This is a genomic window from Micropruina sonneratiae, assembly GCF_025972045.1.
In the GTDB taxonomy this organism is placed as follows: Bacteria; Actinomycetota; Actinomycetes; order Propionibacteriales; family Propionibacteriaceae; genus Micropruina; species Micropruina sonneratiae.
The window spans coordinates 251244-275851 of the sequence record NZ_JAPDHX010000004.1; the positions used below are offsets into that span (position 1 = coordinate 251244).

A 24608-nucleotide genomic window follows, 5' to 3' on the forward strand; every position below is an offset into this window, starting at 1 on the left:
TCAGCGGGTTTCGAGCAACTGCCGCAGGTAGTCCCCGTACCCGGACTTGGCCAAGGCGTCCGCCCGCTGGGACAGCCCCTCGTCGGAGAGGAAACCCTGCCGCCAGGCGGCCTCCTCCGGGCACCCGACCTGCAGCCCCTGCCTGGCCTGGATGGTTCGGACGAAGTTCCCGGCCGCATTGAGCGAGTCGAAGGTGCCAGTGTCGAGCCAGGCGGTGCCGCGCGGCAGGATCGACACCTGCAACCGACGATCCTCCATGTAGACGCGGTTCACGTCGGTGATCTCGTACTCGCCTCGGTCCGAGGGCGGGAGCTTGCTGGCGATGCCGACCACGTCGTTGTCATAGAAGTACAGGCCCGGCACGGCGTAGTGCGACTTCGGCTGCGCGGGTTTCTCCTCGATGGAGATCGCGAGTCCGCTCGGATCCAGCTCTACCACGCCGTAGGCCGTCGGGTCGGCCACCCAGTAACCGAAGATGACGGCGCCGTCGATGTCGTTGAACCGCTTGAGCTGCGTGCCCAACCCCTGGCCGTAGAAGATGTTGTCGCCGAGCACCAGGCAGACCGAATCGTCGCCGATGAAGTCGGCGCCGATGGTGAATGCCTGGGCAAGCCCTTTCGGCTCGGGCTGCACCGCATAGCTGATGGAGATGCCGAACTGGGAGCCGTCACCGAGCAGGCGTTGGAACGCTTCCTGTTCGTGCGGGGTGTTGATGACCAGCACCTCGCTGATGCCGGCGAAGATCAAGGTCGACAACGGGTAGTAGATCATCGGCTTGTCGTAGACCGGAACCAGCTGCTTGCTACTGCCAAGGGTGATGGGGTGAAGCCGCGTACCGGAGCCGCCTGCCAAAATGATGCCGCGCATGACCTGCATCCTCCCATGAATGAACTGACCGCTTCCACGGGGGCGTTTCTCATCAGAATGCCGCGGCAACGCCGAACCAATAGGATCGACGCCATGTCGTCACTTCTCGTCACCGGCGGAGCCGGTTTCATCGGCTGCAACTTCGTCAGGCACGTGCTGGACCACACCGACCACACAGTGACGGTCCTGGACGCCCTCACCTACGCCGGCAACGAGGCATCCCTGGCGGGCCTGCCCGCGAACCGGTTCCGGCTGGTCGTGGGTTCGGTGTGCGACCCCTCCACCGTCGACGAACTCGTCGCCGACCACGACATCACTGTGCACTTCGCCGCCGAATCTCACAACGACAACTCGTTGAACGACCCGTCGCCGTTCATTCAGACCAATCTCGTCGGCACCTTCGAGTTGCTGCAGGCCGTCCGGAAGCACGACAAGCGGTACCACCACATCTCCACCGACGAGGTCTACGGCGACCTCGAGTTGGACGACCCGGCCAAGTTCACCGAGAACACGCCGTACAACCCGTCCAGCCCGTACTCCTCGACCAAAGCCGGCTCCGACCTGCTGGTGCGCGCCTGGGTGCGCAGCTTCGGCGTCCGGGCCACGATCAGCAACTGCTCCAACAACTACGGGCCCTACCAGCACGTGGAGAAGTTCATCCCGCGGCAGATCACCAACGTGATCGACGGCATCCGGCCCAAGCTCTACGGTGCCGGCCTCAACGTGCGCGACTGGATCCACGTCGACGACCACAACGCGGCGGTGCTGCGAATCATCGACGACGGCAAGCTGGGCGAGACCTACCTGATCGGCGCCGACGGAGAAGAGAACAACAAGTCCGTCATCGAACTGATCCTAGAGCTGATGGGCCAGCCGTCGGACGCCTACGACCACGTCAACGACCGTCCCGGCCACGACCTTCGGTACGCGATCGATGCCACCCGACTGCGCACCGAGCTGGGCTGGGAACCACGCTTCCCCGACTTCCGCTCCGGACTGGCCGACACCATCGACTGGTACCGCGCCAACGAGGCCTGGTGGCGTCCGATGAAGGCAGCCACCGAGGCCAAGTACGCGAAGACGGGTCAGTGATGGCGGCGCTCAGCGTCACCGAGACGGCCATTCCGGGCCTGCTCGTCTTCGACCTGCCCCTGCACGGCGACGCCCGGGGCTGGTTCAAGGAGAACTGGCAGCGGGCCAAGATGCTCGAGCTCGGGCTTCCCGACTTCGGGCCGGTGCAGAACAACATGTCGTTCAACGCCGCCCCCGGTAGCACCCGGGGGCTCCACGCCGAGCCCTGGGACAAGCTGATCTCCCTGGCTCACGGGCGCATCTTCGGCGCCTGGGTCGATCTGCGTCCGGGCGACGGCTTCGGCACGGTCGTCACCCTCGAGATGGGTCCCGACAAGGCCGTCTACGTCCCACGCGGGGTCGCGAACGGGTATCAGGCCCTCGAGCCGGACACCGTCTACTCCTACCTGGTCAACGAGCACTGGAGCCCCGACGCGCGTGGCTCGTACACCTACCTGAATCTCGCCGACGAGACCGTGGCGATCGACTGGCCGATCCCGCTGATACAGGCCGAGATCTCTGCGGCGGACGCCGTGCATCCGCGCCTGGCCGACGTCACCCCGATGGCACCCAAGCGCACCGTGGTGGTGGGGGCCAAGGGTCAGCTCGGCCGCGCACTGATGGCGCTGCTGCCGGACGCCCTGGGCCTGGACCTGCCCGAGTTCGATCTGCGTGACCCGGAGGCGATCGCGTCGGTTCCGTGGGGGCAGGTGGGGGCCATCATCAACGCCGCCGCCTACACCGCCGTGGACGCGGCCGAGACCGCCGAGGGGCGCCGGAACTGCTGGGACGTCAACGTCACCTGCCTGGCCAGACTGGTCGAGGTGGCCCGGGCGCACCGGATTCCGCTCGCTCACGTCTCGACCGACTACGTCTTCGACGGCACCGAGGAGCTGCACACCGAGGACGAGCCGTTCACGCCGCTCGGCGTCTACGGCCAGACCAAGGCCGCCGGAGACGCGTTGGTCGCCACATTGCCGCGCTACTGGATCACCCGCACCAGCTGGGTGATCGGCGACGGCAACAACTTCGTCCGCACCATGGCGTCCCTGGCGGAGCGGGGAATCAGCCCGAGCGTGGTGGGCGACCAGTACGGCCGGCTCACCTTCACCACCGACCTGGCCGCCGGGCTGGTGCACCTGGTGACGACGCGTGCGGCGTCCGGCACCTACAACCTCACCAACACCGGGCCAACGCTGAGTTGGGCGCAGATCGCCAAACGCGTGTTCGAGTTGTCCGGTCGCTCCGCCGACGATGTCGCCGAGGTGACCACCCAGGAGTACTTCGCGGACAAGGCCGGCATCGCGCCGCGTCCGACCCACAGCACGCTGGATCTCACCAAGCTGGAGGCGACCGGCTTCACTCCGGCCGACGCCGATGAGCGCCTGGTGGCCTACCTGTCGTGAAGAGGCGTCCGCGGCCCGTCGGGAATCGCTAGCGTGACGTCATGGACGTGAATGCTGCGTTGGCGAGGGTCGGGGTGCGTGTGCCCGACATCCTTCTTCCCCGGGCCGATGTCGACCTGAAGACGTGGGCGGTGATCGCCTGCGACCAGTTCACCAGCCAGCCCGAGTACTGGCAGCAGGTGGGCGAACTGGTCGGCGATCGGCCCTCGACGCTCAACCTCGTCTACCCCGAGGTGTATCTCGACGAGGCGGACCCGCAGCGGCGAATCCGATCGATTCACGCCGCCATGGAGAGCTATCTGGCCGACGATCTTCTCGTCCCCCATTCGCAGACGATGGTGCTGGTTCGCCGCGAAACAGGGCACGGCGTCGTCCGTTGGGGGCTGATGGTTGCACTCGACCTTGAGCAGTACTCGTGGGAGCCCGACGCCCGGACGTTGATCCGCGCGACCGAGGGCACCATCCTGGATCGGCTGCCACCGCGGGTGATGGTGCGCGAGGGCGCCCCGTTGGAGTTGCCGCACATCATGGTGCTGATCAGTGATGCGTCGCGAACGGTGATCGAGCCCCTTGCCGCCGCGACCGAGAGGCTGGCTCGGCTCTACGACACCGAGTTGATGCTGGGCGGCGGCCGAGTCACCGGCTGGGCCGTCGACGAGACCAGTGATCTGACCGCGGTGGCAGCCGGGCTGCAGCGGCTCATGAAGGCCCTCGACCCGGACGACCCCCTGCTGTTCGCCATGGGCGACGGCAACCACAGCTTCGCCACCGCCAAGAGCATCTGGGAGAACATCAAGGGCGACATTCCGTGGGAGCGCTGGGTCGATCACCCGGCCCGCTACTGCCTGGTCGAGTTGGAGAACCTTCACGACGACGGGCTGGCCTTCGAGCCGATCCATCGGGTGCTCTTCGGCGTCGATCGGGCGACGTTCGAGGCCCACCTGTCCCGTCGGTGCGGCGCATTCACCCGCGCCGACCGGGACACCATCGACCACGTTCTGACAGGGATCGCCGAGACCGAGGAGCAGGCCTTCGGCTACGTGGACGCGGACGGCGCCGCGGTCTACCGACTGTCGACTCCCGCGGCCACCCTGGCCGCCGGCACGCTGCAGCTGGTCATCGATGAACTCACCACCCGACCGGAGGTGAGCGTGGACTACATCCACGGCGTCGACGTCACTGATGAGTTGGGCAGGCGACCGGGGAATGTGGGACTGCTCTTGCCCCCCGTGGCGAAGGACGCGTTCTTCACCTCGATCGTTGCCGACGGTGCTCTCCCCCGCAAGACGTTCTCGCTTGGCGAGGCGGTCGACAAGCGGTACTACCTGGAGGCACGCAACATCTCCTGCTAGCCAGGCGCGCACCTTAACAAATCCTGATATTCTCTCCTAAAGTTTTCAGCTAAGAGAGCGACGTGCCGTGCATCCCAAGACCCGGATCCTTGCTGCTCTGGTGGCCGCCACCGCGACCGCAGTCGGCGTGCTGCCCGGCAGCGCAGCCCCCGCCACGGCAGCCGACGTGTGTGACGGCCTCACCGCACCGGTGTACGACACGGTCAACCCTCGAACATCAGCGCAACTGCTGACCTCGTGGGAGGGCGAGTCGATCAACGCCACGTCCCGCTATGGATTCAGTGAGGAACGGGGCGTCCTCGGCTACGCCTCGACCGGCAAGGACTCCGACGCCGTAGCGATCTACCGGATGTACAACGACAAGAGTGTCGACTTCATGTGGGTGACCGAAGACGAGCTCACCGAGAACGAGGCGAACGGCTACACCAAGATGGCCGTGGTTAACTTCTACGCGGCCGCTGAGGCGGGTTCCTGCACCGTACCGATCCACCGGCTGACCAGCGGCAGCCACACCCGCACCGCCTCGGCCGCCGAGGTGGCGCCGCTTGAGGCTGGCGGCTGGAAGGACGAAGGAGTCGTCTTCCATCTGGCGCGGGCGGCGACGGCCGCCCGACCAACTCCCACGGCCAGCCCTACCCCCACCACCAGCGTTAGCCCCAGTGCCAGCGCCAAGCCCAGTACCGCCCCGGCGCCGACCACCACTGCCACAGCGACCCAGGAGGCAGATACGACTTTCGGGCTTGCGGTGATCCCCGACACCCAGGCGGAGACCAACAACGCTGCGAACACGCCCTTTCTCAACCGGGTGAAGTGGCTAGCTGACCAGAAGACATCCCTTGACCTCGCCTATGTACTCCATACGGGCGACATGACGAACTGGGGGTGGCTGGACGCGGGCCAACTCGCCCGCGCCCGCGCGGCCATGGATGTCCTCGCTGACGCCGGGCTGCCTTTCAGCGTCGCCGTCGGCAATCACGACACCGCTGTCGTGGGATGGGACGGCATCACCGGAAGCAGTGGCTACGGCGGATCCGCCTATATGTACAATCCCGAGTGCCCGGTGAAACTGGGTGTCGACCAGTGCAAATCCTGGCTGCTGGTCCGCAACACAGATGCGTTCAACAAGACGTTCCCCGTGTCCGAGATCAAGAACCTGGGCGGCACGTTCGAATCGGACAGGATCGACAACAACTGGACGACGTTCTCGCGGAATGACACGAAGTGGCTCGTCCTCACGCTCGAGTTGGATCCCCGCGACGAAGTCGTGGACTGGGCCGAGCAGGTCGTCAAAGCTCACCCCGATCACAATGTCATCCTCCAAACTCACCATTATCTCAGTGGCAGTGGGGCGATCTCCTCGAGCAACGACGGGTACGGCGCCAACAGCGGAAAGTACATCTACGACAGGATCGTCTCCAAGTACAGCAATGTGAAACTTGTATTCTCGGGCCACACCGGCGGATTCACGAAGCGGACCGACACCAATGATGGCAATACGGTCGTCGCCTTCCTGGGCAACGACCTGGGTGGACCGACCAACAACCCCGTCAGAGTCCTCAGCGTCGATACCAAGACGGGACGGGTCGTCAGCACCGTCTACAACCCGATCAAGAACGACGTCGTGGCGACCACCAGCGACACGATCTCGATCATTCGCGGTTGACCGGCCCGGGCGCGGACTACTCCCGCGTCATGACCGCCAAGGCGTCCAGCATTGCCCGGTCGGCTGCGTCTGCAGTCCCCCGGCCCCGCGCAACGATGAGTTGCTGAAGCCAATCGATCGTTTCCCCCGGCGCGCTGGAGGGCGGGGGGGCGCCGAACGTGGTCGCAGCAGTCAGCGCACCGTAGATCCGGTCCGCCCTTGGCGGAGCGAACCCGGCGTCCTCCCAATCGATGACCCTGACGGCGCCCGACAGGAGGGTGCGCAGATTCCAGGGCGACAGATCCCCGTGTGCCGCGCGCCAATGGGCCGGCGTCGCGTCATCCCGGTCAACAACCGCCGCCAGGAGGTCAGCGAGCTCGTCAGCCACTCGATCGCGCTGACCTGCATCCCGCACCGCGCCGAGCGGATAGTTGGGCAACGACTCGCTCAGAAGCCACGCACCCCCTTCGTCCACGCGGCCAGAGGCAATCGGACGTGCGACGTCGAAGCTCTGGGGGCGCGCGGCGTGAATACCGGATACGATGCGGAACTCCCGCTCGATGCGCCCGGCGTCAGGGTGGAAACGAGCAAAACCGACCCCCGCACCCTCGCGCAAGAGGAGGGCCGCGAACCCTGTCCTACCGCGTTGCGGGCGGCGGTACAGGACCAGCGAGTCAAAGCTGCCCGTGTGGCTTCTCAGTTCGGCCAACACCTGCTGCCACTGATCCTGCGGCAGAGGATCCTCCCAAGAGTCGCGCTCGCCGGGAAGCACCCGCGAACCAAACGCGCGGACGCCGAGGTAGAGCACGCGCTGAGCCAGCACCTTGAGCGGCCTGCACGGCGAGTGCATGGACAGTCCCGCCGCAGCAGCGCGGCGTCCATGCTGCGGAACCCAGATGTGCCCGCTGCTGGGGAACCGCACTGAGCGGTGGTCGAGGTGCACGTTCATTCCCAAGGGAGGGTACGGCCGATCATCCGTTCGAGTTCGGCGTTGTCCTCGGCGAACTCGCTCCTGAGGTGCTCGCGAACCTCGGCGTCCATCGTCGCTCCCGGGGCGGCGTTCAGATGGCCTCCCGACTTGATCGGGGGCGCATCGAGGCCCAGGAACGCCGCGACCGCCGCGACTGCGGCCGGCTGGTCGGCGTAGTACTCCTCGCTGGTCAGGACGAGGATGTTGTCCATGCCGTACAGGTCGGCCCATCGACGCAGGCTGCGGGCATATCTGCTCTGCGCCACGTACGACTGCTGCTCGTGCGGATAACTGACGTAGTCAGGCGCTTCGGCAATGATGCGTTCCTCTTCACCGGCCAGGCGCTGCCCCTCAGCCACCAGGGCTTCCGCGAACTCCAGTGGCTCGGCGTTTCCGCGACGCCTCTCCTTCCAGTGCGAATACGTGCGCTCCACCGGGTCACGCAACAGCAGAATGATCTTGGCGTTCGGTGCAGCTGCATAGGCACGCGCCGCGGCGAGAGGGTGAAAGAGGTAGTACGGGGAGGCTTCTCCGACCACGACGCGTTTGCCGAGCGCGCGCTCGGCTCGTTGCCGCGCCCAGATCGACGGCATGTACGAGCGGTACCAGTTGAGGCCCCGCTTGTAGAAGGAGTCGAAGAAGTGAACCCCCTTGGTCTCGTTCGCCTTGGGCAGGAATCGGGCGGACGGAAACATGCTGATGATCTGCGGGACCTTCAGCAGGTCGTAGTAGAGCGAGGTGGTTCCGCCCCGTTTGGTCCCGATCAGAAGGAAGTCGGGCATCGGTCGGAACCGCGCCGTCAGCGAACCCATGACCCTGAATGCTCCGCTACCGGTTCGCTTGACGAGTCGCACGAGCGACTCGCCAGCCGCGGTGAGGCGTCGGTTTTCAACCATTGCTTTCATCCTCTCTCTCGTCGCCCGACCCGTGGTCGGACGGCTCGTTCCTACGCACGACCAGACGCTCTCGGACCTTCCGCAGGCCGAGCGCAACACCGAGGAGGATCACTCCACCGGCACCTACCGACCACCACGCCGTACCGTTCTCAGAGTCGGGCACGGGCTCGGGGCTGGGAGTGGCTGTGACCGCAGAGGTTGTAGGGGACGGGCTGATCACCGGTACGTTCGCCATCCCGCTCGGGATGGACACTCGGAGTACTTCCGAATCAACGCCCTCGGTTCCGATCAGCAAGCCCGTCCCCCGCAACGGCACGGTGACGGACTCACTTTGCACCAACCCCGAAGCCGGCCCCTGCGCGACCACGTGATAGTCGTGTGGGTCAAGCACGAACAGGGCGACGTAGCTTCGCAGCACGATCCGACCGTCCGGCAGGTGGGTGGCGTCCGTCACATACTGTGGGGCATCCGCCACCTTCGTCAGCGCGTTGTCGGCGCCAACACTGGGCTGCCGAGCACTGACGTATATTCCGCCCCCGGTGGCTCCCTTGCTCACGAAGGTCATTGAACCGTCAGCGCCCACCAGCATCGCCTCGGTGTCCTTGTTCCCGTCTGGAAACGTGAAGAGAAGAGTGTCGAACGATTGCGTCGAGCCGTCGGGCCGAGGCTGGTTGAATCGTCGCACCACGACGGTCTGCCGGGGTTCACGGTTGCCACCTGTCTCGCCGACGTAGAGCCGACCGCCGACGTAGGCGATTGACTCGACATCGGCAGGCTGGGCGTCGTATCTCAGCACGCCTTTGGTGGACCCGTCGGCCCGTAGTGCGTAGACGATGCCGGGATCGCCGACATCGTTCATCGTCCAGTAGACGTCATTGTCGGTGTCGGTTGCCAACCCGGACGACTGGGTGATGCGAGGGTCACTGATCACGAACTCCACGGTCTTGGGTTCGTCAGCGCGGGCGGGTACGGGGTTCACGGCAAGGGCGATCAGAACCGCCGACACGAGGCAAGCAGTCAGCTTTCGCACGCCGCAGCGCCAAGACACTCCGACTCATCCCTTCAGCGGCCGAAGACCGATTGCGTCTACGAAGGCATCGGCGTACTGCCGTGCCGAGAAGCGCTCGGCGACAGTCACCGAGTCCTCCAGCGCGGCCCGGCTGTAGTGCGGCCACCGCTCGATGATCTCCTCCACGGCGTCGGCGAACGACTCCGGATCACCGGCGGGGACGCGAATGGCGCTGCGTGCGGCCTCGCTCGCTTCCTTGAGGCCGGCTATGTCACTCACCACGAGGGGACGGCCGCCCAACGAAGCCTCGACGGCGGTGTTTCCGAAGGGTTCGTCGACCACCGAAGAGATCAAGACGATGTCGCTGTGCGCGACCGTGTCCCAGATGCTCGGTCGAAACCCCAGGAAGTCCACTGAATCGTGGAGACCCTTCGCGTCGACCTGCCGCCGCAGCTCGTCTTCGTACGCCTCGTTCCCGGCGTAGACGGCACCGAGCAACCCCAGCCGTACGTGACGCCCTCGCTTCTCGAGCACGCCGACGGCGTCAATGAGCACGTGCGGACCCTTGCGGTGCGACAGGCGTCCCATGAAGAGCAACCGCACCGCACCATCGAGCGCCTGACGGGGAGGAACGACTTCGGCCGGTCCGGCAACGGCGTTATAGGCGATTCGTGTCCGATCGGCCAGCCATGGGGCTGACCGGGCTAGGACGCCCAGGCTGAAGCGGCTGTTGATCACGATTCTCTGGCAGAACACCAGCGGTAGGTACAGCGCTGCCCTGACCAGCGGATTCGCGGTGCCCTCGGCTTCATGCACGTGACACACCACGGACCGGCCGGTCAGCCGAGCGAGCGGAAACCACAAGGGAGGAGTGATCGTGTTGACCACCACCGTTCCCGCATCGGTGTACCGGAGCAGACGCCACGACGGTACCCAGGCCGACACCGCCTCGCGGAACAGCTTCAGCAGCCCGCGCACCGACATCAGGCTCTTTCGGATGATCGGAGTCGGTTGTACCAGCACAGTGGCACCCGCGTCGGTCAACAGCTCGATCAACGGGCCCGGGCCCGGCACCGTCACGAACACCCGGTAGCCGGCGGCCACCAGGGCCTTGACGCTCTCGACCGTCATCCGATCCGAGCCGTACAGGTCAGCCCCAGGGTTGGCGATCAGGACGGTCCGCGGGTCCCCCGCCATCACTTCCTCCAGTACTTGTCGACCAGTTCCTTGGTGCCGGCGATGTTGCGTCGCGACGACGCCCCGAACACGATCGCCTCGATGTTCGGCTGCTCGCACACCCACTGGATGGCTTCGTCAGCAGGAATTGCTCCCGACGCATACACCGACATGGCCACCGGGCGGAAGTCATGCGACTGCAGTGCGGCGTGGTAGGCGTCCATTCCGCCGGACATGCGGAAGCCGATCTTGTTGATGTTGGAGCAGATCAGCGGCGAGGCGATGTTCTGCTTCTCCAGCGCGCCGGCCAGCATCGGCAGGTTCATCGTGATGAAGCCCGGCTCGGCGTTGTAGCGGCTGCGCACGTGCTCGGCGAAGATGCTGAACGCCTCATTGAAGCCCATGCCAAGCAGCAGGTCGGTGACCACGTTCTGCAGCCAGATCACCGGCGTCGGCAGCCCCTCGAACATCTTCATCTCGGCGTCGATCAGCAACGTGACGATGCCCTCGATGTCCTTCCCGACCAGTGCGGACGTGCCGCGCATGGCTGCGTCCACCACGCCCTCGTTCGGCGTGAACCGGCGCAGCGCGCCCATCATGCCGTCGGTGGTGATGGCGTTGGCGTACTTGTGCGCGTACGGCATGCCGGGAAAGAAGGTGAAGTCGGGGTACTGCTCGCGGTTCTCGCGGAAGTAGTCGGCGACCTCGCCGATACGGTCGTGCGTGGTGCACATGAAGGTGGTGACACCCTCGTCGTAGGCGTCCTTGAGCACGTCGATGACCGCGTCGGTGTTCTGGAAGCGCATCTGCTGTTGCCGCGCCTTCTCCTCCGACATGTGGTTGACCCCGAAGAACTGGTTGTCTCCGAACAGCAGCTTGTCCATCGCCGACCTCACTTCTGGCCGGGCAGCAGGGCCCGGACCCGCTTGATGCCGGACGCCACCGCGGTCCGGACCTTCGCCGGCAGCGACTGCTTCACCGGCTCCTTGATCACGTCGTCGCTGATCAGCACCCGTGGACCGCGCTTGGAGTCCTCGATCATCCGCTCGATCAGCCGGTCGGTGACCACCGCCGACTCGAAGGTGTTCACCCCTCCGGTCTCGTTCCTCTCGACCCGCTCGATGAAGTGGGCCAGTTGCGCGGTGTACTCCTCGCCGCGCAGGTAGAAGTTGACCGGCTCGGTCAGCTCGGTGGTGTACCGGACGTTCCAGCCGGCCTGGTAGCCCTCGGGAATGACGGAGTCCTCGCGCAGGTAGACCTGCACCTCCTGACGATCGGCGAAGATGCGCCCGCCCGTGCCCCACAGGGTGATCCGGGTGGTCATCTTGCGCACCGACTCGTCCGACCAGTTGACCGACACCGAGACGGTCTGGCCGCCCGGGTAGTAGACGGTGGACGACACCTCGTCGTCGATCTCAGCACTGAACACGCTGTTCAGCACGGTGCCGCCAACCCCGTCGGGCTCGCCCAGGTACCAGTTGATCAGGTTGAGCGGGTGCGCCGCGTAGTCGTACAGGCAGCCGCCGCCCTCGGTGCTCTTGCTGCGCCAGGTGCCGCCCTGCGGCTTGAGCACCACCGGGCCGTACGCCTCGGCGAGGCCGTGGGTGACGGTGCCGATGGCACCCGCGTCCAACAGTCGCTTGACCTCGCCGAAGGCGCCGACGAAGCGGTTGTGATAGCCGACCTGGGTGACCAGCCCTTTGGCGGCGGCCAGCTGGACGAGCTCGTCGCCTTCGACGCTGGCCAGCGTGAACGGCTTTTCACAGAACACCGAAAGGCCCGCCCCGAGCAACTGCTTCACCATCGGGTAGTGCAGCCGCGACGGGGTGGCGACTATGGCGGCGTCCGGCGTCACGTCGGCCAGCAGCTTGTCCAGCGATGTGTAGGTGTTCAACCCGGTGTACTTCTTCAGGACCCCCAGCAGGTAGGTGGTCGCGTCGACGATGCCGACCACTTCCACCCCGGGCAACGCCCGCACCATGGACAGGTGCGAGATACCCATCTTGCCGAGGCCGATGACGGCCACTTTCACCATTGTTCGCGTGCCTCCGGATCAGTTCTTGGAGCGGTTCTTGAGGTTCTGGGGCAGGTACCGGTTCAGCAGCAGCCGGTACTGCTCCCCGATCTGGTGCCAGGTCAGACCGGAGCGGTAGCGCTCGCGCGCCGCGTCACTCATCGCTGCCAGCACCCTAGGGTCGGCCAACATGGCATCCAGTTCAGCGGCCACGTCCTGCGCGCTGGCGAAGTACGCCTGATCCGGCCCAGCGGTCCAGCGGTTGTAAGCGTTGTCATGGGCCAACACCGCGTTGCCGGCGCCGAGCGCTTCGACCAGGGACGGGTTGGTGCCGCCGACGGTGTGCCCATGTAGGTAGGCCGCACTGTGGAAGCGCAGCGGCTGCACCACGTCGGGGTCGAAGATCGCGCCCAGGAACACCACGTCGTCGGAGGCCGCCTCCACCACCTGTCGGTGGTAGTCGTCGGTCTCGGGGTCGTAGTTGCCGAGAATGGCCAGCTTGTAATCGCGCGGTTTGAACGAGAAACCCTTGACCAGCTCGACGATCGAGTTCTCCGGAATCGGCCGGCAGATCAGCGTGAGGTATCTCCCCGGTTCGAGCCCGAGCGCCCGGACCGGCGCTTCGTCGGCCTCGAGTACCTCGTCGGCGCCGTAGGCGATCATCGTCACCTTGCGCTTGGGCGCGCGCGTCCACAAGTACTTTTCGATCTCTGGGTGGTCGGCGATCAGGTGATTGCCTACCGCGGCCGAAAAGCGCTCATTGATGTACAGGATGGCCTGACGGAAGAAACCCCACCGAGCCCGAGACCACTCGATGCCGTCCATGTTGATCACCATGGGGATCTTCTTGAACCGCTGCCAGGTGTTGAAGATGCCGGTGTTGTAGCCGAAGACCAGGCACAGGTCATCGAACTTACTGGCGTGCCGGACGCATTTGAGATCGAACAGCGAGGTGCCCCGCCAGCCCGGCAGGTCGACCGGCACGTTGACCCGCTCGAGACCGTTCCATTCGTCGTAGGTGATCTCGCCGGTACCGTCGACCTGGCAGTACACGATCACCCGCCACCCGGACGCCAATAGGTGGAGGCCGACCTTCTCGGCTGCCGTCTCGAAGCCGCCGTAGTTCGCAGGCACCCCGTGGGTGCCGAGAATGCGGACGACGGGGCGCCCATCGTTGGAATCGTTGGCGGCGGTGACCTCAGCGTGGCTCTTGGGCAAGCCTGAATCTCCTTCGGGAATCGACGGCCCCGCGTCGGGCAAGACGCGCAACAGCAATGGGGGCGAGCGGCGCGTAGCACAGCCTACCGGCGCGACACCGGGACGCTGAAGAAGATGGACAGTCGCGGTGCGCGACTGCTCAGCGGCCTACGAATGTCACCGCTCGAATCCCCCCGGATTGTGGAAAACCGACCGATAGCGGACACGTCTCCCGGCTGAATTGTCCCACATCCACGCCTAGGACGCGAACCGCGGCCTCGGGCATTTGGGTCGTTCGGCATCTCATTCACCGAAGGCATAAGGGTCCCGGGTTGCCACGGGACCCGTCGCTGTGCGAGGATTCCCCAACGAGTGCTGGGGGGCGCTCGTAGCGAACTCGGGGGGAGTTCGCGACTTTCCCGGGGGGGATCCACACCTATGACGACTCTGGACGCCTACGTTCAGGCTGCGCAGCGACGCTTCCGGGCGCGTGTCGCTGTCCGGCGCTGGCCGAGTTCCACTGCCAGTCGGCAGACTTACCTGGCTCTGGTCGACGCACTGATCATCGCTGTCGCCGCGCTCGCCGCCAATGCGGGTCGATTGGCGCTTGGCTTCAGCGACATGCCGATCCCTGGAGACGCGTCGTGGGCCTACTACGCGATCCCGGCCGCCTGGCTCGCCTTGCTGGCGCTCAACGGGGCCTACTCCTTGAACCACCTGCAGCACGGCATGATCGAGTACCAGCGCGTGGCATCCGCCTCAGGAATGCTGGCCGGGGCCATCGGCATCTCCTGCTACCTGACGCAGTTCACGCTCCCTCGCGGCTTCTTCATGTTGCTGTTCCTGGTCGGCGTTCCCGCCCTGCTGATCGGCAGGTTCACGCGTCGCCAGGCCCTGAACAAGCTGCGCGCCAGGGGCATGATGTTGACCCCTGTCATCGTTGCCGGCGCTCCAGCTCACATCGATGACATCGCCAAGGTGCTGCGCCGCGAGAAGTGGCTCGGCTACCAGATCGTCGGCGCCGTGACTTCGGCCGAGATCGAGGAGACGAGGGCGGGCATCCCGGTCATCGGTGACGTTTCCGAGGTTGTCGGCCTAGCCAGCGACACCGAGATCGACGCGGTCATCTTCGCCGAGGGCTCCTTCCCGACCAGCCAGCACTTCAAGCGGATGGCCTGGGAACTCGAGGAGCATGACGTCCATATGGTCGTCGTGCCCGCCCTGACCGACATCAGCGCCGAGCGGCTCAACCCGCGTCCGGTGGCCGGGCTCCCGCTGGTGCACGTCGAGCGGCCGCAAGCGATGCAGGCTTCGCGCTGGGTCAAGCGTGCCTTCGATCTGATCGGCTCCAGCATTCTGCTGCTGCTCAGCGCTCCGCTGATGGCCGCGGTCGCGATCGCCATCAAGCTCGAGGACGGCGGCCCGATCCTGTTCAAGCAGGTCCGGGTCGGACGTCGCGGCGAAGAGTTCGAGTGCCTCAAGGTCCGCTCCATGGTGGTGGACGCCGAGGCGAAGCTCGCCGAGCTGGCCGCGAAGAACGAGGGCGCCGGCGTCCTGTTCAAGATGGCCAAGGATCCGCGCATCACCCGCGTCGGACAGTTCATCCGCCGTTTCTCGATCGATGAGGTGCCGCAGTTCTGGAACGTGTTCCGCGGCGACATGAGCCTGGTCGGTCCGCGTCCCGCGCTGCCCAAGGAGGTGGCGCAGTACGACCGCGACGCCGTTCGTCGGCTGGATGTCCGTCCCGGCCTGACCGGCCTGTGGCAGGTGTCCGGCCGCTCGGATCTGCCCTGGGACGAGACCGTCCGGCTCGACGTCTACTACGTCGACAACTGGTCGATCATCCAGGACCTCTCGATTCTGATGCGCACCGCCGGGGCGGTCCTCGGATCACGCGGCGCCTACTGAACCGCCACACCACCTAGGCCGGGCCAGCCCCCCTGGCCCTTTCCGCACTGCGGGTCCGGACTACCCGGCCGGCCCGCAGTGCAACACCCAGTCTGGCCACAGAGGACGGACGAAACCCGAAGCGAGCCCATCCCCCCGGGCTCAAAAAGGGCACTGCGGAGTCGGACAACCGGCTCCGCAGTGCTTCATTCTTCGGCCGACTAAGTGCTGCTTCCCGCCCGTGAGGTGAATAGGCTCCAGCAATGAGCCACACCGAGGTCACCGCTCCACTACCCGGCGTCGAGAGCGCCGACAGCCGCTTCCGCATCCACGACCATGGCGCGCACGTCGTCGCCTGGCGTCCGGAAGGGTCCGACGACCCCGTCCTGTGGGTTAGCTCGGCCACCAGGTTCGCCGACGGAACCGCGATCCGGGGAGGCATCCCGATCTGCTTCCCGTGGTTCGGTCCGGGCGCTCAGGGAGACAAGAAGCCGGCGCACGGCTTCGTCCGCGCGACAACCTGGCAGCGCGGGCAGGTGAGCGACGAGCGCGGCGCCCTGCAGGTCGAGTACCGGATCGATCCCAGCATCACCGGCGAACAGCCGCAGTTCCCACACCCGTACCGGGCCACGCTGACGGCCCGCTCGACGGCCGACAGCCTGGAGGTCTCACTCACGGTGGAGAACACCGGTGACGAGGCGTTCACGATCGAAGAGGCGCTGCACACCTACCTCGCGGTCGGCGACGTTCGGCTAATTCGGGTACGCGGCCTCGAGGGCGCCACCTACCTCGACAAGAACGCCGACGTGCCACTGTTCGACAACGTCCAGGATGGGCCGCTGCGGCTGACCGGTCCCACCGATCGGGTGTATCTGCACGATGGCGCGGTCACCGTCGAGGATCCGCAGCTCGGACGCCGCCTCGAGCTCGTCTCCGACGGGGCGGCCAACGTCGTGGTCTGGAACCCATGGGACTCCGGGGCCGCGGGGATCGCCGACATCGGCGAAGGCGAATGGACCGGGTTCGTCTGCGTCGAGGCCGCCAACGCGTTCGCCGACTCGCGCACCCTGCTACCCGGCGAGGACTGGCGGATGAGCCAGCGCATCGAGGTCGCCTCTCTGGATCCGGCGGCCTGAGCCGCCGGACAGTTCCCGAGGCAGGCCCGGGATGACGGTGCCCGAATGGGGCGGGCGGTGCCGACCAGACAGATCTCGGGGGCAGGCCTGGAATAACGGTGGCTGAACACCGGGACGCTACGGCTTGACGCAACGGTCGGCATTAACCGACCATACTGCTGTGACCGACGATACGGCTTCTGCCGACCGTAGAGCAGTGCCCGACTACGAGCTGGACGACCAGCTCGCCCTGACCGACCCCGGCCAGTACCGGGCTCTGTTCGAGGAGACCCGTCGCGAGATCGTCTCGGTGCTGCTCGAACGGGCGGCCACGACGTCCGAGCTGGCCGACGTGCTCGGCAAACCCAAGGGCACCATCGGTCACCATCTCAAGGTGCTGGCCGAGGCGGGCCTGGTGAGGGTCGTCCGCACCAAGCGGGTCCGCGCCCTGGAGGCCAAGTACTACGGACGCACCGCACGGGTGTTCTGGTACGACCGTGCGCACGAGGCGGTCGGCGACGAGGCGCGGGTGCTGGCCACCGCGGCGTCCCAGATCACGACTGCGCCGGACGAGGGTGTCGTCAAGGCGGCCAACGTCCGGCACGCACGCATTCCGCTCGAGCGCGCCCACGAGTGGCAGCGCCGGATGCAGGAACTGTTGCTGGAGTTCATGGCCGAACCACCCGCCGGTGACCTCACCTACGCCCTGGTGTTCGGGCTCTACCCGACCCCGCGTCCCCCGCTGCCCGACGAGGCGGACGAATGAGCGGCGCCACGGCGACCGGCGCCGGGCTGGGCGCCAACTACCGCAAGCTGTTCGCGTCCGCCACGGCCGCCAACCTCGGCGACGGACTGATGCAGGTCGCCCTGGTCTGGCTGGCGTCCACGGTCACCCGCGATCCGCTGCTGATCGCGCTGGTGGGAGTGGCGGGACGCCTCCCGTGGTTGTTCTTCACCCTGCCGGCCGGCGTGATCGGCGATCGCTTCGACCGCCGGCTGCTGATCGGCTGGATGGATGTGTGCCGGGTCGTCGTGGTCGTGGCGCTCGGCGTCCTGGTCTGGGTGCATCAGGGGGGCCTGCCCACCCCTGAGCAACTGGCCGCCGGCGCCCCCGAACCAGCCAGCGGGCCGCTGCTGGTGACGGCTCTGTGCATCGCCGGGGTGCTGCTCGGCTGCGCCGAGGTGTTGCGTGACAACACCGCGCAGACGCTGATGCCCGCTCTGGTCGACAAGTCCCAACTCGAGAAGGCGAACGGACGCCTGTGGGCCTCCGAGACGACGATGAACAGCTTCGTCGGGCCGCCCCTGGGCGGCGTGCTGGTCACCGTGGCGTTGGCCATCCCGTTCCTGGTCAACGCGGGATTGCTGGCGGTCAGCGCGGCGATGGTGTTCGCGCTGGTCGGCAGCTTCGTGCCCGGCGGCGCAGGGGCCGCCGAGCGGACCCGGATCAACTGGAAGGCCGAGATCGGCGAGGGTGTCCGCTGGCTGTGGGAGCACCGGTTGATCCGCTCGCTGGCGTTCCTGCTGGGGGCGTTGAACCTGCTGAGCAACATCTCGTTCTCGATCTACGTGCTGTTCGTGCAGGACGTGCTCGGCCTCTACGAGGGGTGGCAGCTGGGTCTGGTCGGCACCGGCATCGCCACCGGGGCAGTGGTGGGTTCGCTGGTGGCGGACCGGCTCACCAAACGGCTGACGCCCGGCACGGCACTGCTGGTGTCGATCGTCGGCCAGGGTGCGTCGATCGGGCTGATGGGGGTGCTCGCCTGGACGGTGCCGTTCTGGCTGCTGGGCGTGGCCTCCGGCGTGTTCATCGTGGTGTGGAACGTCGTCACGGTGTCGCTGCGGCAGCGATTGATCCCGGACCGCCTGCTCGGTCGGGTGAACTCGGTGTACCGACTGTTCGGCTGGGGCACGATCGCCATCGGCACGTTGCTGGGCGGCGCCATCGCCACCCTTGTCGAACCCGTGATCGGTCGTGACTGGGCGCTGCGCTCGGTCTTCGTGATCGCCGCGCTGGGTCACTTCGCCATCCTGCCGTTCGCCCGCCGCCGGATCAACACCGCCGAGATCAGGGCGGCGGAGGGTGCCGCCGCGCAGTGATGACGCGCGGCGGAGATCCCGGGATGCCGAACCCCCTCAGGGCTGGGCGAAGCCGAAGGTGCGAGCGTAGAACGCGAGCTCGGCCTCGACCGCACGCTCGATCGTCTCGGACTTGCGGAAGCCGTGGCCCTCGCCGTCGAACACGATCAGCTCGGCGTCCAGGCCCTTGGCCGCGACCGCGGCCGCCATGGTCTCGGCCTGGTTGGGCGGCACCACCTTGTCGTCGGCGCCCTGCAGGATCAGCATCGGACAGTCGAGCGCGTCCACGTGGTTGATCGGCGAGCGCTCGGCGTACAGCTCGGACGCCTCGGGCCAGGGCCCGATCAACCCGTCGAGGTACCGCGACTCGAACTTGTGGGTGTCGGACGCCATCGCGGCCAGGTCGCCGATGCCGTAATAGCTGCAGCCGGCCGCGAACACGGTCGAGGTGGTCAGCGCCTGCAGCGTGGTGTAGCCGCCGGCGCTCCCGCCGCGGATCGCCAGGCGCTGCCCGTCGACCCGGCCCGCCTCGGCCAAAGCGAGCGCGCCGGCGATGCAGTCCGACACGTCCAGGACGCCCCACTGGCCCTGCAACCGGTCGCGGTAGGCCCGCCCGTAGCCGCTGCTGCCGCTGTAGTTGACGTCGAGGACGGCGAACCCACGGGTGGTCCAGAACTGGACGGCGAGGTTGAACCCGCCGGTCGAGAAGGCGGTGGGCCCGCCGTGGCTGATCACGATCATCGGTGGCAGTTCGGCGGGCCTGGGCTCACCGGGCTCGATCGGTGCGGACCCATCCACACCGCCCTCACCCGGCTCGACCACGGCTGTGCGCGGGGCGTAGAACCAGCCGTGCACCTGACCCGCCTCACCCTGCCAGGTCACCGCCTCGGCGACGCTGACGGCGTCCGGGTCGAGGGTCGTCGCACTGGAGGCGTCGACGGTGCTCAGCACGCCGTCGCGCAGTTCGACGATGGCGCTCGGCGCGTCGGCGAACTGGGCGAGCGCGACGACCCGGTCGCCGGCGGCGTCCAGGCTGTCACAGTCCACGATGCCCTCCGACAAGGGGCGATACCCGTCCTGCGTGACCAGCATCGGGGCGGAGCGGCCGTCGACGCGGGGACGGACGATCACCTCGCCGCTGCCGGTCACGGCGAACGGACGTCGTCCGAACACCCAGAACGGCTCCACCAGATCGACCTCGCCACGAGTCAGCTGCTCGACCGCCCCGCCCGCCCAGCCGTACAGCTCCCAGAAGCCGCTCCGATCGCTACTGAACAGCAACTCGCTCCCCCGCCACAGCGGATGCACCGCCGACTCGTCCGGCCCGCCGGCCACGAGCTGCTCGGAGTCGACGACGGCCCCGTTCGACGACACCCCGAGCCGCCCCACCCTGATCTGGCAGGAATCCCACGGCATCGCCGGGTGGTTCCACTGCATCCACGCCAGCCGGCCATCGCGGCTCAGCTCGGGGCACGCGTAGAAGTCGGCGCCCGCGGCCACGACGGCGCCGCCGTCGGAGTTCATGCCCCCCAATCGAAGCGCGACAAGGGTGTTCACGGGTTCACCCGGTCCCGAGTGGTCCTCGCGGACCGCCAGCACGATGCCCAGTGCGGGAAACACCCGCAGGTCCGCGAAGCGCCATCCCCGGCCCTCGGGCGTGAGCGGGCGGACGCCGTCGGCCCGCACCGCCAGCACCACACCGCTGGGGTCCGAGCTGATCACCACCACCCCGCCGCGTGCGTCCCAGGCGCCGCCGCCGTACTCGTGCACCCGGCTGCGGGCGCTGACTCCCGGCGCGACCTCGGCCACGACACCGTCGCGGCGGCGCAGCAGGGCCGTCCGGCCGGCCTCGGCCGGGCGTCCCTGCAGCCAATACAGGTCGTCGCCGTCGTAGCGGGGCTCGGAGAGTCGGACGCCGGCGACGGAAAGTTGCCGAGCGGACACGTCGGAGGGCCAGGAACCGTAGGCTGAAGCAGTCACGGCCCCACCGTATGGGGCACCCGACGATGTGGTCGGTGACGACGCTGAGTACTATGCTGTGTAGTAGTCAGGAAAAGTCCATGGAGGGTGGGAATGTCCCGGGTCCAGAACGAGCAGCTGCGCAAGAAGATCACCACAGCTGAAGAGGCCGCGAAGCTGATCAAGCCCGGCACCAACGTCGGCATGAGCGGTTTCACCGGCGCCGGCTACCCCAAGGAGGTCCCCACCGCGCTGGCCGCCCAGATCAAGGCCGCCCACGAGCGCGGCGAGGAGTTCCAGATCGGACTGTTCACCGGCGCCTCGACCGCTCCCGAACTGGACGGCGTCCTGGCCGAAGTGGACGGGATCAGCTTCCGCACCCCCTACCAGTCCGACCCGATGATGCGCCGCAAGATCAACGAGGGCATCTCGGAGTACGCCGACATTCACCTCTCGCACCTGGCGCCGATGATCTGGGCCGGTTCGATGGGCGCCCTCGACACCGCCGTCGTCGAGGTCACCGCCGTCAAGCAGGACGGCTCGCTGGTGCCGTCGTCATCGGTGGGCAACAACAAGACCTTCCTCGACCGCGCCCAGCAGATCATCCTCGAGGTGAACTCGTGGCAGTCCGCCGATCTCGAGGGCATGCACGACATCTACTACGGCACCAGGCTGCCACCGGAGCGCCAGCCGGTGATGCTCACCCACACCGGTGACCGGATCGGACAGCGCAACTACAGCATCGACCTGGACAAGGTGGTCGCCGTCATCGAGACCGACGACCCCGACCGCAACACCCCGTTCAAGCCGGCCGACGCCGACTCGGAGATGATGGCGGGCTACTTCCTGGAGTTCCTTACCCACGAGGTGAAGCACGGACGCCTGCCCAAGGACCTGCTGCCCCTGCAGTCCGGAGTCGGCAACGTCGCCAACGCGGTGCTGTCCGGCCTGGCCAGCGGCCCGTTCGAGTACCTGACCTCGTACACCGAGGTGATCCAGGACGGCATGGTCGACCTGATCGACTCGGGCAAGATGACGGTCGCCTCGGCCACTGCGTTCTCGCTGTCGCCCGAATACGCGCAGCGGATGAACGACGAGGCCAAGCACTACCGGGACAAGATCGTGCTGCGGCCGCAGGAGATCTCGAACCACCCTGAGATGATCCGCAGGCTCGGTGTCATCGCCTGCAACGGCATGATCGAGGCCGACATCTACGGCAACGTGAACTCGACCCACATCATGGGTTCACGGATGCAGAACGGCATCGGCGGCTCGGCCGACTTCACCCGCAACTCGTTCATCGCCGCGTTCGTCACCCCGTCGGTGGCCAAGGGCGGCGCGATCTCGTGCATCGTGCCGATGGTCAGCCACCACGACCACACCGAGCACGACGTCCAGGTGCTGATCACCGAGCAGGGGCTCGCCGACCTGCGCGGTCTGTCGCCCAAGCAGCGTGCCCGCAAGATCATCTCGACCTGCGCCCATCCGGCCTACCGGCCGATGCTGCAGGAATACTTCGACCATGCCCAACAGGTCGCGAACGGCCAGCAGACGCCGCACGACCTGCGTCTGGCACTGTCCTGGCACCAGCGCTTCCTCGAGACCGGCACGATGCAGCCGGCCTGAGGGCACGCCCCCAGTGCCGTCGACCCGCGGACGCCGAAATCTCCGGTCGGACGTCGGGATCCGGTCGCTGCCTGCGGTCACGAGATCCCGGGGCAAGCCCGGGATGACGACGGTCGAGTCCGGGATGACGAAGGGCAAGCCCGGGATGAGGGCTGACCTACAGCGCCAGGAGGGCGCGCAGTTCGGCGACGTCGTGCACCAGGGCCTCCGGCTCGGCGGCGCGCAGCTCGTCCTCCGACGCGGCACCCCAGGTCACCCCGATCGCCCGGACGCCGGCCGCGTGCGCCGCCTGAAGGTCGACCACGGCGTCCCCGACGTAGACGGCGTCGTCGGCGTCGCACTGCAACCGGCGCAGCGCGAACAGCAGCGGCTCGGGCGAGGGCTTGTGCGCGGCGGTGTCCTCTTCGGTGGCCAGCAGCCGGACGCGTCCGGTCAGCCCGACGCAGTCCAGGGTCAGCAGCGCCGAGTCGTACCGCTTCGAGGTCGCCACCCCGAAGCGCCGGTCGGACGCGGCCAAAGCGTCGATCAGCCCGCTCACGCCGTCGAAGGCGGTGACGTAGGCACGATGGTTCGCCAGGTTCCACTCGAGGTAGCGCACCATCAACTCGTCCGCGTGTTCGGGCGACAGCGCCGTGAAGGTCTCGCTGAGCGACCTGCCGATCCACTCCTTGCACTGCTCGAAACTGGGCTCCCAGCCCAGCGTCTGCCCGACCGTGCGCTTGAAGGTGGCCACGATCAGCGGGATCGTGTTGGCGAGGGTTCCGTCCAGATCGAACAGAACGGTGCCCGGGATGGGTAAATTCACTGTTCCACCCTATGGGGCGCAGGAGAGGACGACAGCATGACGGACAGCCCGCCCAAGCGGCGCGGGCGCCGGCCCGGCCGAGTCGACACTCGCGGCATCATCACCCAGTCTGCGTTGGCGCTGTTCTCGACCGTCGGCTACGACAAGGTCTCGCTGCGCGCCATCGCACGGGAAGCCGACGTCGACCCCGCCCTGATCCACCACTATTTCGCCAGCAAGGCCGACCTGTTCGCCCAGACCGTGCTCGACCAGCCGCTGGAGGCGGAGCGGTTCCTAAGCCGCATCCTGTCCGGGCCGCGCGAGGATGTGGGGCGGGCTGCGGTCGCGGCGGTGCTCGCCGTCTACGACGCGCCCAACGGTGGTGGCGAAAGGTTCACGGCCATGCTCCGTTCCGCCGTCGCCCAGGATTCCGTGCGGCGTCCGCTGAGTGAGTTCATGTCCAAGGAGCTGTTCGGGCCCATCGCCGAGCGGTACGGGCACGCCGACCACCGGTTGCGCGGTCAACTGGCGGTGAGCCTAGTGCTCGGCATGGCGCTCAGCCGCTACATCCTGCGGCTGCCCGCCCTGGTGTCGGTGTCCCACGACGAGATCGCCGAGCTGCTGGGCCCCGCGATGCAGCAGGTGCTGGTCGACGGTGACGCGGAGCCCGACTCGCCGGCTGGGTAGGCTGGCCCTCGGACTCAGGAGGACGATGAGCTGGCCAGCACCCACCGGCAACCCGGTCGGCCCCGACGGGGGCTCGGCCAACCAGCCCCCACGCCCGGACGCCGCCCAACCGCCGGTCGGCTACCCGCCGCCCCAGGGCCAGGACCCGACAGCCCAGCAGTCGGCCCAACAGCCGCCACCGGTCGGACGCCCGGTCGAGGTGGCCTCCCAGCCCGACGCGGCCCGCACCACCGAGCTCCAGCCGCCCCTGCACGGCGGAATCGCCACCCTCGCGCCTGCGGCGTCCGCCCCCAAACGGCTGGCGCGCATGAACGAGCGCACCGGGCGTCCGGTGCGCCCCTGGACGATCTGGGTCAGCGCCACGCTGTTCTTCGCCGCCGCGGGAGCAGTCGCCGCCGGGTTGCTGCTGGCGATGTGGCAGATGGCCTCACCCTGGGTCGAGGTCGGGGACAACCAGTGGACCAAGGACGACAAGTTCAACGAAGCCACCTGGCTGACCACGCAGTTCCCCTCCGAACCGGCCAGCTGGCAGCGGGTGATGTTCGCCATCGTGTGCTGCGCGATCGCGGTGCTGGTGGCCGCGGCGGTGACGACGGTCGGCTACTACGCCTTCGCCGGCTATCGCTGGACTCGCATCGGCGGTGCGGTGGCGACCGGCGTCTGCCTGCTGTCGCTGCTGCTCACCCCGCTCGCCGCCCTCTCGATCGCCCTGGCGGCGCTGGCCACCGCGCCGTTGTGGCTGCCGGCCAGCACGCGCTTCTTCGCGCGCTGGGACCTGTTGCGGAACCCGCGGGTCGCCTACTCCGAGCCGGTCGAGAACGTCGTCTACGGACCGCTGCCCCGCTACCGCTGAGCGTGGCCGCCGCGCCCG

At 67.3% G+C, this 24608-nt stretch carries 21 protein-coding genes; 11 read left to right on the forward strand and 10 right to left on the reverse strand.

The annotated features are described in order from the left end of the window. Nucleotides 1–867 (reverse strand): glucose-1-phosphate thymidylyltransferase RfbA, encoded by an 867-nt coding sequence (rfbA, locus tag OIE40_RS12195; RefSeq protein WP_264702631.1) that lies wholly within the window; start codon nucleotides 865–867, stop codon nucleotides 1–3. 93 nt (nucleotides 868–960) lie between these two features. Between rfbA and rfbB the strand changes: the two genes are divergently transcribed. The 4 genes from rfbB (at nucleotide 961) to OIE40_RS12215 (ending at nucleotide 6359) form a co-directional block, all read left to right on the forward strand. Beyond that, nucleotides 961–1959, forward strand: coding sequence for a dTDP-glucose 4,6-dehydratase (gene rfbB / locus OIE40_RS12200; RefSeq protein WP_264702633.1), 999 nt, complete (start codon nucleotides 961–963; stop codon nucleotides 1957–1959). Then, entirely contained in the window at nucleotides 1959–3344 is a 1386-nt protein-coding gene (locus OIE40_RS12205; protein WP_264702635.1) for a sugar nucleotide-binding protein, read from the forward strand. The genes rfbB and OIE40_RS12205 overlap by 1 nt, the downstream gene beginning before the upstream one ends. A gap of 41 nt (nucleotides 3345–3385) precedes the next feature. Next, the gene (locus OIE40_RS12210) at nucleotides 3386–4696 is read left to right on the forward strand and encodes a DUF1015 domain-containing protein (RefSeq protein ID WP_264702637.1); all 1311 of its coding nucleotides are present in this window, start codon (nucleotides 3386–3388) and stop codon (nucleotides 4694–4696) included. Between the two features lie 67 nt (nucleotides 4697–4763). Next, nucleotides 4764–6359, forward strand: coding sequence for a metallophosphoesterase (locus OIE40_RS12215; RefSeq protein WP_264702639.1), 1596 nt, complete (start codon nucleotides 4764–4766; stop codon nucleotides 6357–6359). Nucleotides 6360–6375: 16 nt separating this feature from the next. On the opposite strand, the gene OIE40_RS12220 is transcribed toward OIE40_RS12215, so the two are convergent. Genes OIE40_RS12220 through OIE40_RS12250 form a run of 7 tightly spaced genes read right to left on the reverse strand, consistent with a single transcriptional unit; the run spans nucleotide 6376 to nucleotide 13621 of the window. After that, nucleotides 6376–7287: a protein kinase family protein gene (locus OIE40_RS12220; protein ID WP_264702641.1), complete on the reverse strand. Its 912-nt coding sequence runs from the start codon at nucleotides 7285–7287 to the stop codon at nucleotides 6376–6378. Continuing rightward, nucleotides 7284–8204 (reverse strand): sulfotransferase domain-containing protein, encoded by a 921-nt coding sequence (locus tag OIE40_RS12225; RefSeq protein WP_264702643.1) that lies wholly within the window; start codon nucleotides 8202–8204, stop codon nucleotides 7284–7286. Before OIE40_RS12225 ends, OIE40_RS12220 begins: the two co-directional genes overlap by 4 nt. Continuing rightward, entirely contained in the window at nucleotides 8197–9234 is a 1038-nt protein-coding gene (locus tag OIE40_RS12230; RefSeq protein WP_264702645.1) for an esterase-like activity of phytase family protein, read from the reverse strand. The genes OIE40_RS12225 and OIE40_RS12230 overlap by 8 nt, the downstream gene beginning before the upstream one ends. A gap of 24 nt (nucleotides 9235–9258) precedes the next feature. After that, nucleotides 9259–10410 (reverse strand): glycosyltransferase family 4 protein, encoded by a 1152-nt coding sequence (locus tag OIE40_RS12235; protein ID WP_264702647.1) that lies wholly within the window; start codon nucleotides 10408–10410, stop codon nucleotides 9259–9261. Then, nucleotides 10410–11273: a hypothetical protein gene (locus OIE40_RS12240; protein ID WP_264702648.1), complete on the reverse strand. Its 864-nt coding sequence runs from the start codon at nucleotides 11271–11273 to the stop codon at nucleotides 10410–10412. The genes OIE40_RS12235 and OIE40_RS12240 overlap by 1 nt, the downstream gene beginning before the upstream one ends. An 8-nt stretch (nucleotides 11274–11281) precedes the next feature. Then, the gene (locus tag OIE40_RS12245) at nucleotides 11282–12415 is read right to left on the reverse strand and encodes a Gfo/Idh/MocA family protein (protein ID WP_264702649.1); all 1134 of its coding nucleotides are present in this window, start codon (nucleotides 12413–12415) and stop codon (nucleotides 11282–11284) included. Between the two features lie 27 nt (nucleotides 12416–12442). After that, the gene (locus tag OIE40_RS12250) at nucleotides 12443–13621 is read right to left on the reverse strand and encodes a DUF1972 domain-containing protein (protein ID WP_264702650.1); all 1179 of its coding nucleotides are present in this window, start codon (nucleotides 13619–13621) and stop codon (nucleotides 12443–12445) included. A 537-nt stretch (nucleotides 13622–14158) separates the two neighbouring features. Here OIE40_RS12250 and OIE40_RS12255 point away from each other — a divergent pair. From OIE40_RS12255 to OIE40_RS12270, 4 genes are all read left to right on the forward strand, one after another. Next, complete coding sequence (locus OIE40_RS12255; RefSeq protein ID WP_413774499.1) at nucleotides 14159–15508, forward strand: sugar transferase; 1350 nt, start codon at nucleotides 14159–14161, stop codon at nucleotides 15506–15508. A 242-nt stretch (nucleotides 15509–15750) separates the two neighbouring features. Next, the gene (locus tag OIE40_RS12260; RefSeq protein WP_264702653.1) at nucleotides 15751–16623 is read left to right on the forward strand and encodes a D-hexose-6-phosphate mutarotase; all 873 of its coding nucleotides are present in this window, start codon (nucleotides 15751–15753) and stop codon (nucleotides 16621–16623) included. A 196-nt stretch (nucleotides 16624–16819) separates the two neighbouring features. Next, on the forward strand, nucleotides 16820–17368 hold the full coding sequence (locus tag OIE40_RS12265; RefSeq protein ID WP_264702655.1) for a winged helix-turn-helix domain-containing protein: 549 nt from the start codon (nucleotides 16820–16822) through the stop codon (nucleotides 17366–17368). After that, the gene (locus OIE40_RS12270; RefSeq protein WP_264702656.1) at nucleotides 17365–18702 is read left to right on the forward strand and encodes an MFS transporter; all 1338 of its coding nucleotides are present in this window, start codon (nucleotides 17365–17367) and stop codon (nucleotides 18700–18702) included. The genes OIE40_RS12265 and OIE40_RS12270 overlap by 4 nt, the downstream gene beginning before the upstream one ends. A gap of 36 nt (nucleotides 18703–18738) precedes the next feature. On the opposite strand, the gene OIE40_RS12275 is transcribed toward OIE40_RS12270, so the two are convergent. Beyond that, nucleotides 18739–20661, reverse strand: coding sequence for an alpha/beta hydrolase family protein (locus tag OIE40_RS12275; RefSeq protein WP_264702658.1), 1923 nt, complete (start codon nucleotides 20659–20661; stop codon nucleotides 18739–18741). 93 nt (nucleotides 20662–20754) lie between these two features. On the opposite strand from OIE40_RS12275, the gene OIE40_RS12280 reads away from it, so the two are divergent. After that, the gene (locus tag OIE40_RS12280) at nucleotides 20755–22266 is read left to right on the forward strand and encodes a succinyl-CoA:acetate CoA-transferase ScpC (RefSeq protein WP_264702660.1); all 1512 of its coding nucleotides are present in this window, start codon (nucleotides 20755–20757) and stop codon (nucleotides 22264–22266) included. A gap of 157 nt (nucleotides 22267–22423) precedes the next feature. On the opposite strand, the gene OIE40_RS12285 is transcribed toward OIE40_RS12280, so the two are convergent. Then, a complete protein-coding gene (locus OIE40_RS12285; protein WP_264702662.1) occupies nucleotides 22424–23071 on the reverse strand; it encodes an HAD family hydrolase in 648 nt (215 codons plus the stop codon). A 36-nt stretch (nucleotides 23072–23107) separates the two neighbouring features. On the opposite strand from OIE40_RS12285, the gene OIE40_RS12290 reads away from it, so the two are divergent. Both OIE40_RS12290 and OIE40_RS12295 read left to right on the forward strand, forming a co-directional pair. Next, nucleotides 23108–23737, forward strand: coding sequence for a TetR/AcrR family transcriptional regulator (locus OIE40_RS12290; protein WP_264702664.1), 630 nt, complete (start codon nucleotides 23108–23110; stop codon nucleotides 23735–23737). Between the two features lie 25 nt (nucleotides 23738–23762). Next, nucleotides 23763–24590 carry a hypothetical protein gene (locus tag OIE40_RS12295; protein ID WP_264702666.1) on the forward strand — a complete coding sequence of 276 codons (828 nt, stop codon included), beginning with the start codon at nucleotides 23763–23765 and terminating at the stop codon, nucleotides 24588–24590. Nucleotides 24591–24608 lie beyond the last annotated feature (18 nt).

Coding starts and splice junctions, on each gene's coding strand:
- OIE40_RS12220 (WP_264702641.1), bottom strand. CDS start 7,287: ATGAACGTGCACCTCGACCACCGCTCAGTGCGGTTCCCCAGCAGCGGG.
- OIE40_RS12260 (WP_264702653.1), top strand. CDS start 15,751: ATGAGCCACACCGAGGTCACCGCTCCACTACCCGGCGTCGAGAGCGCC.
- OIE40_RS12235 (WP_264702647.1), bottom strand. CDS start 10,410: ATGGCGGGGGACCCGCGGACCGTCCTGATCGCCAACCCTGGGGCTGAC.
- OIE40_RS12270 (WP_264702656.1), top strand. CDS start 17,365: ATGAGCGGCGCCACGGCGACCGGCGCCGGGCTGGGCGCCAACTACCGC.
- OIE40_RS12210 (WP_264702637.1), top strand. CDS start 3,386: ATGGACGTGAATGCTGCGTTGGCGAGGGTCGGGGTGCGTGTGCCCGAC.
- rfbB (WP_264702633.1), top strand. CDS start 961: ATGTCGTCACTTCTCGTCACCGGCGGAGCCGGTTTCATCGGCTGCAAC.
- rfbA (WP_264702631.1), bottom strand. CDS start 867: ATGCGCGGCATCATTTTGGCAGGCGGCTCCGGTACGCGGCTTCACCCC.
- OIE40_RS12290 (WP_264702664.1), top strand. CDS start 23,108: ATGACGGACAGCCCGCCCAAGCGGCGCGGGCGCCGGCCCGGCCGAGTC.
- OIE40_RS12205 (WP_264702635.1), top strand. CDS start 1,959: ATGGCGGCGCTCAGCGTCACCGAGACGGCCATTCCGGGCCTGCTCGTC.
- OIE40_RS12295 (WP_264702666.1), top strand. CDS start 23,763: ATGAGCTGGCCAGCACCCACCGGCAACCCGGTCGGCCCCGACGGGGGC.
- OIE40_RS12280 (WP_264702660.1), top strand. CDS start 20,755: ATGTCCCGGGTCCAGAACGAGCAGCTGCGCAAGAAGATCACCACAGCT.
- OIE40_RS12225 (WP_264702643.1), bottom strand. CDS start 8,204: ATGGTTGAAAACCGACGCCTCACCGCGGCTGGCGAGTCGCTCGTGCGA.
- OIE40_RS12240 (WP_264702648.1), bottom strand. CDS start 11,273: ATGGACAAGCTGCTGTTCGGAGACAACCAGTTCTTCGGGGTCAACCAC.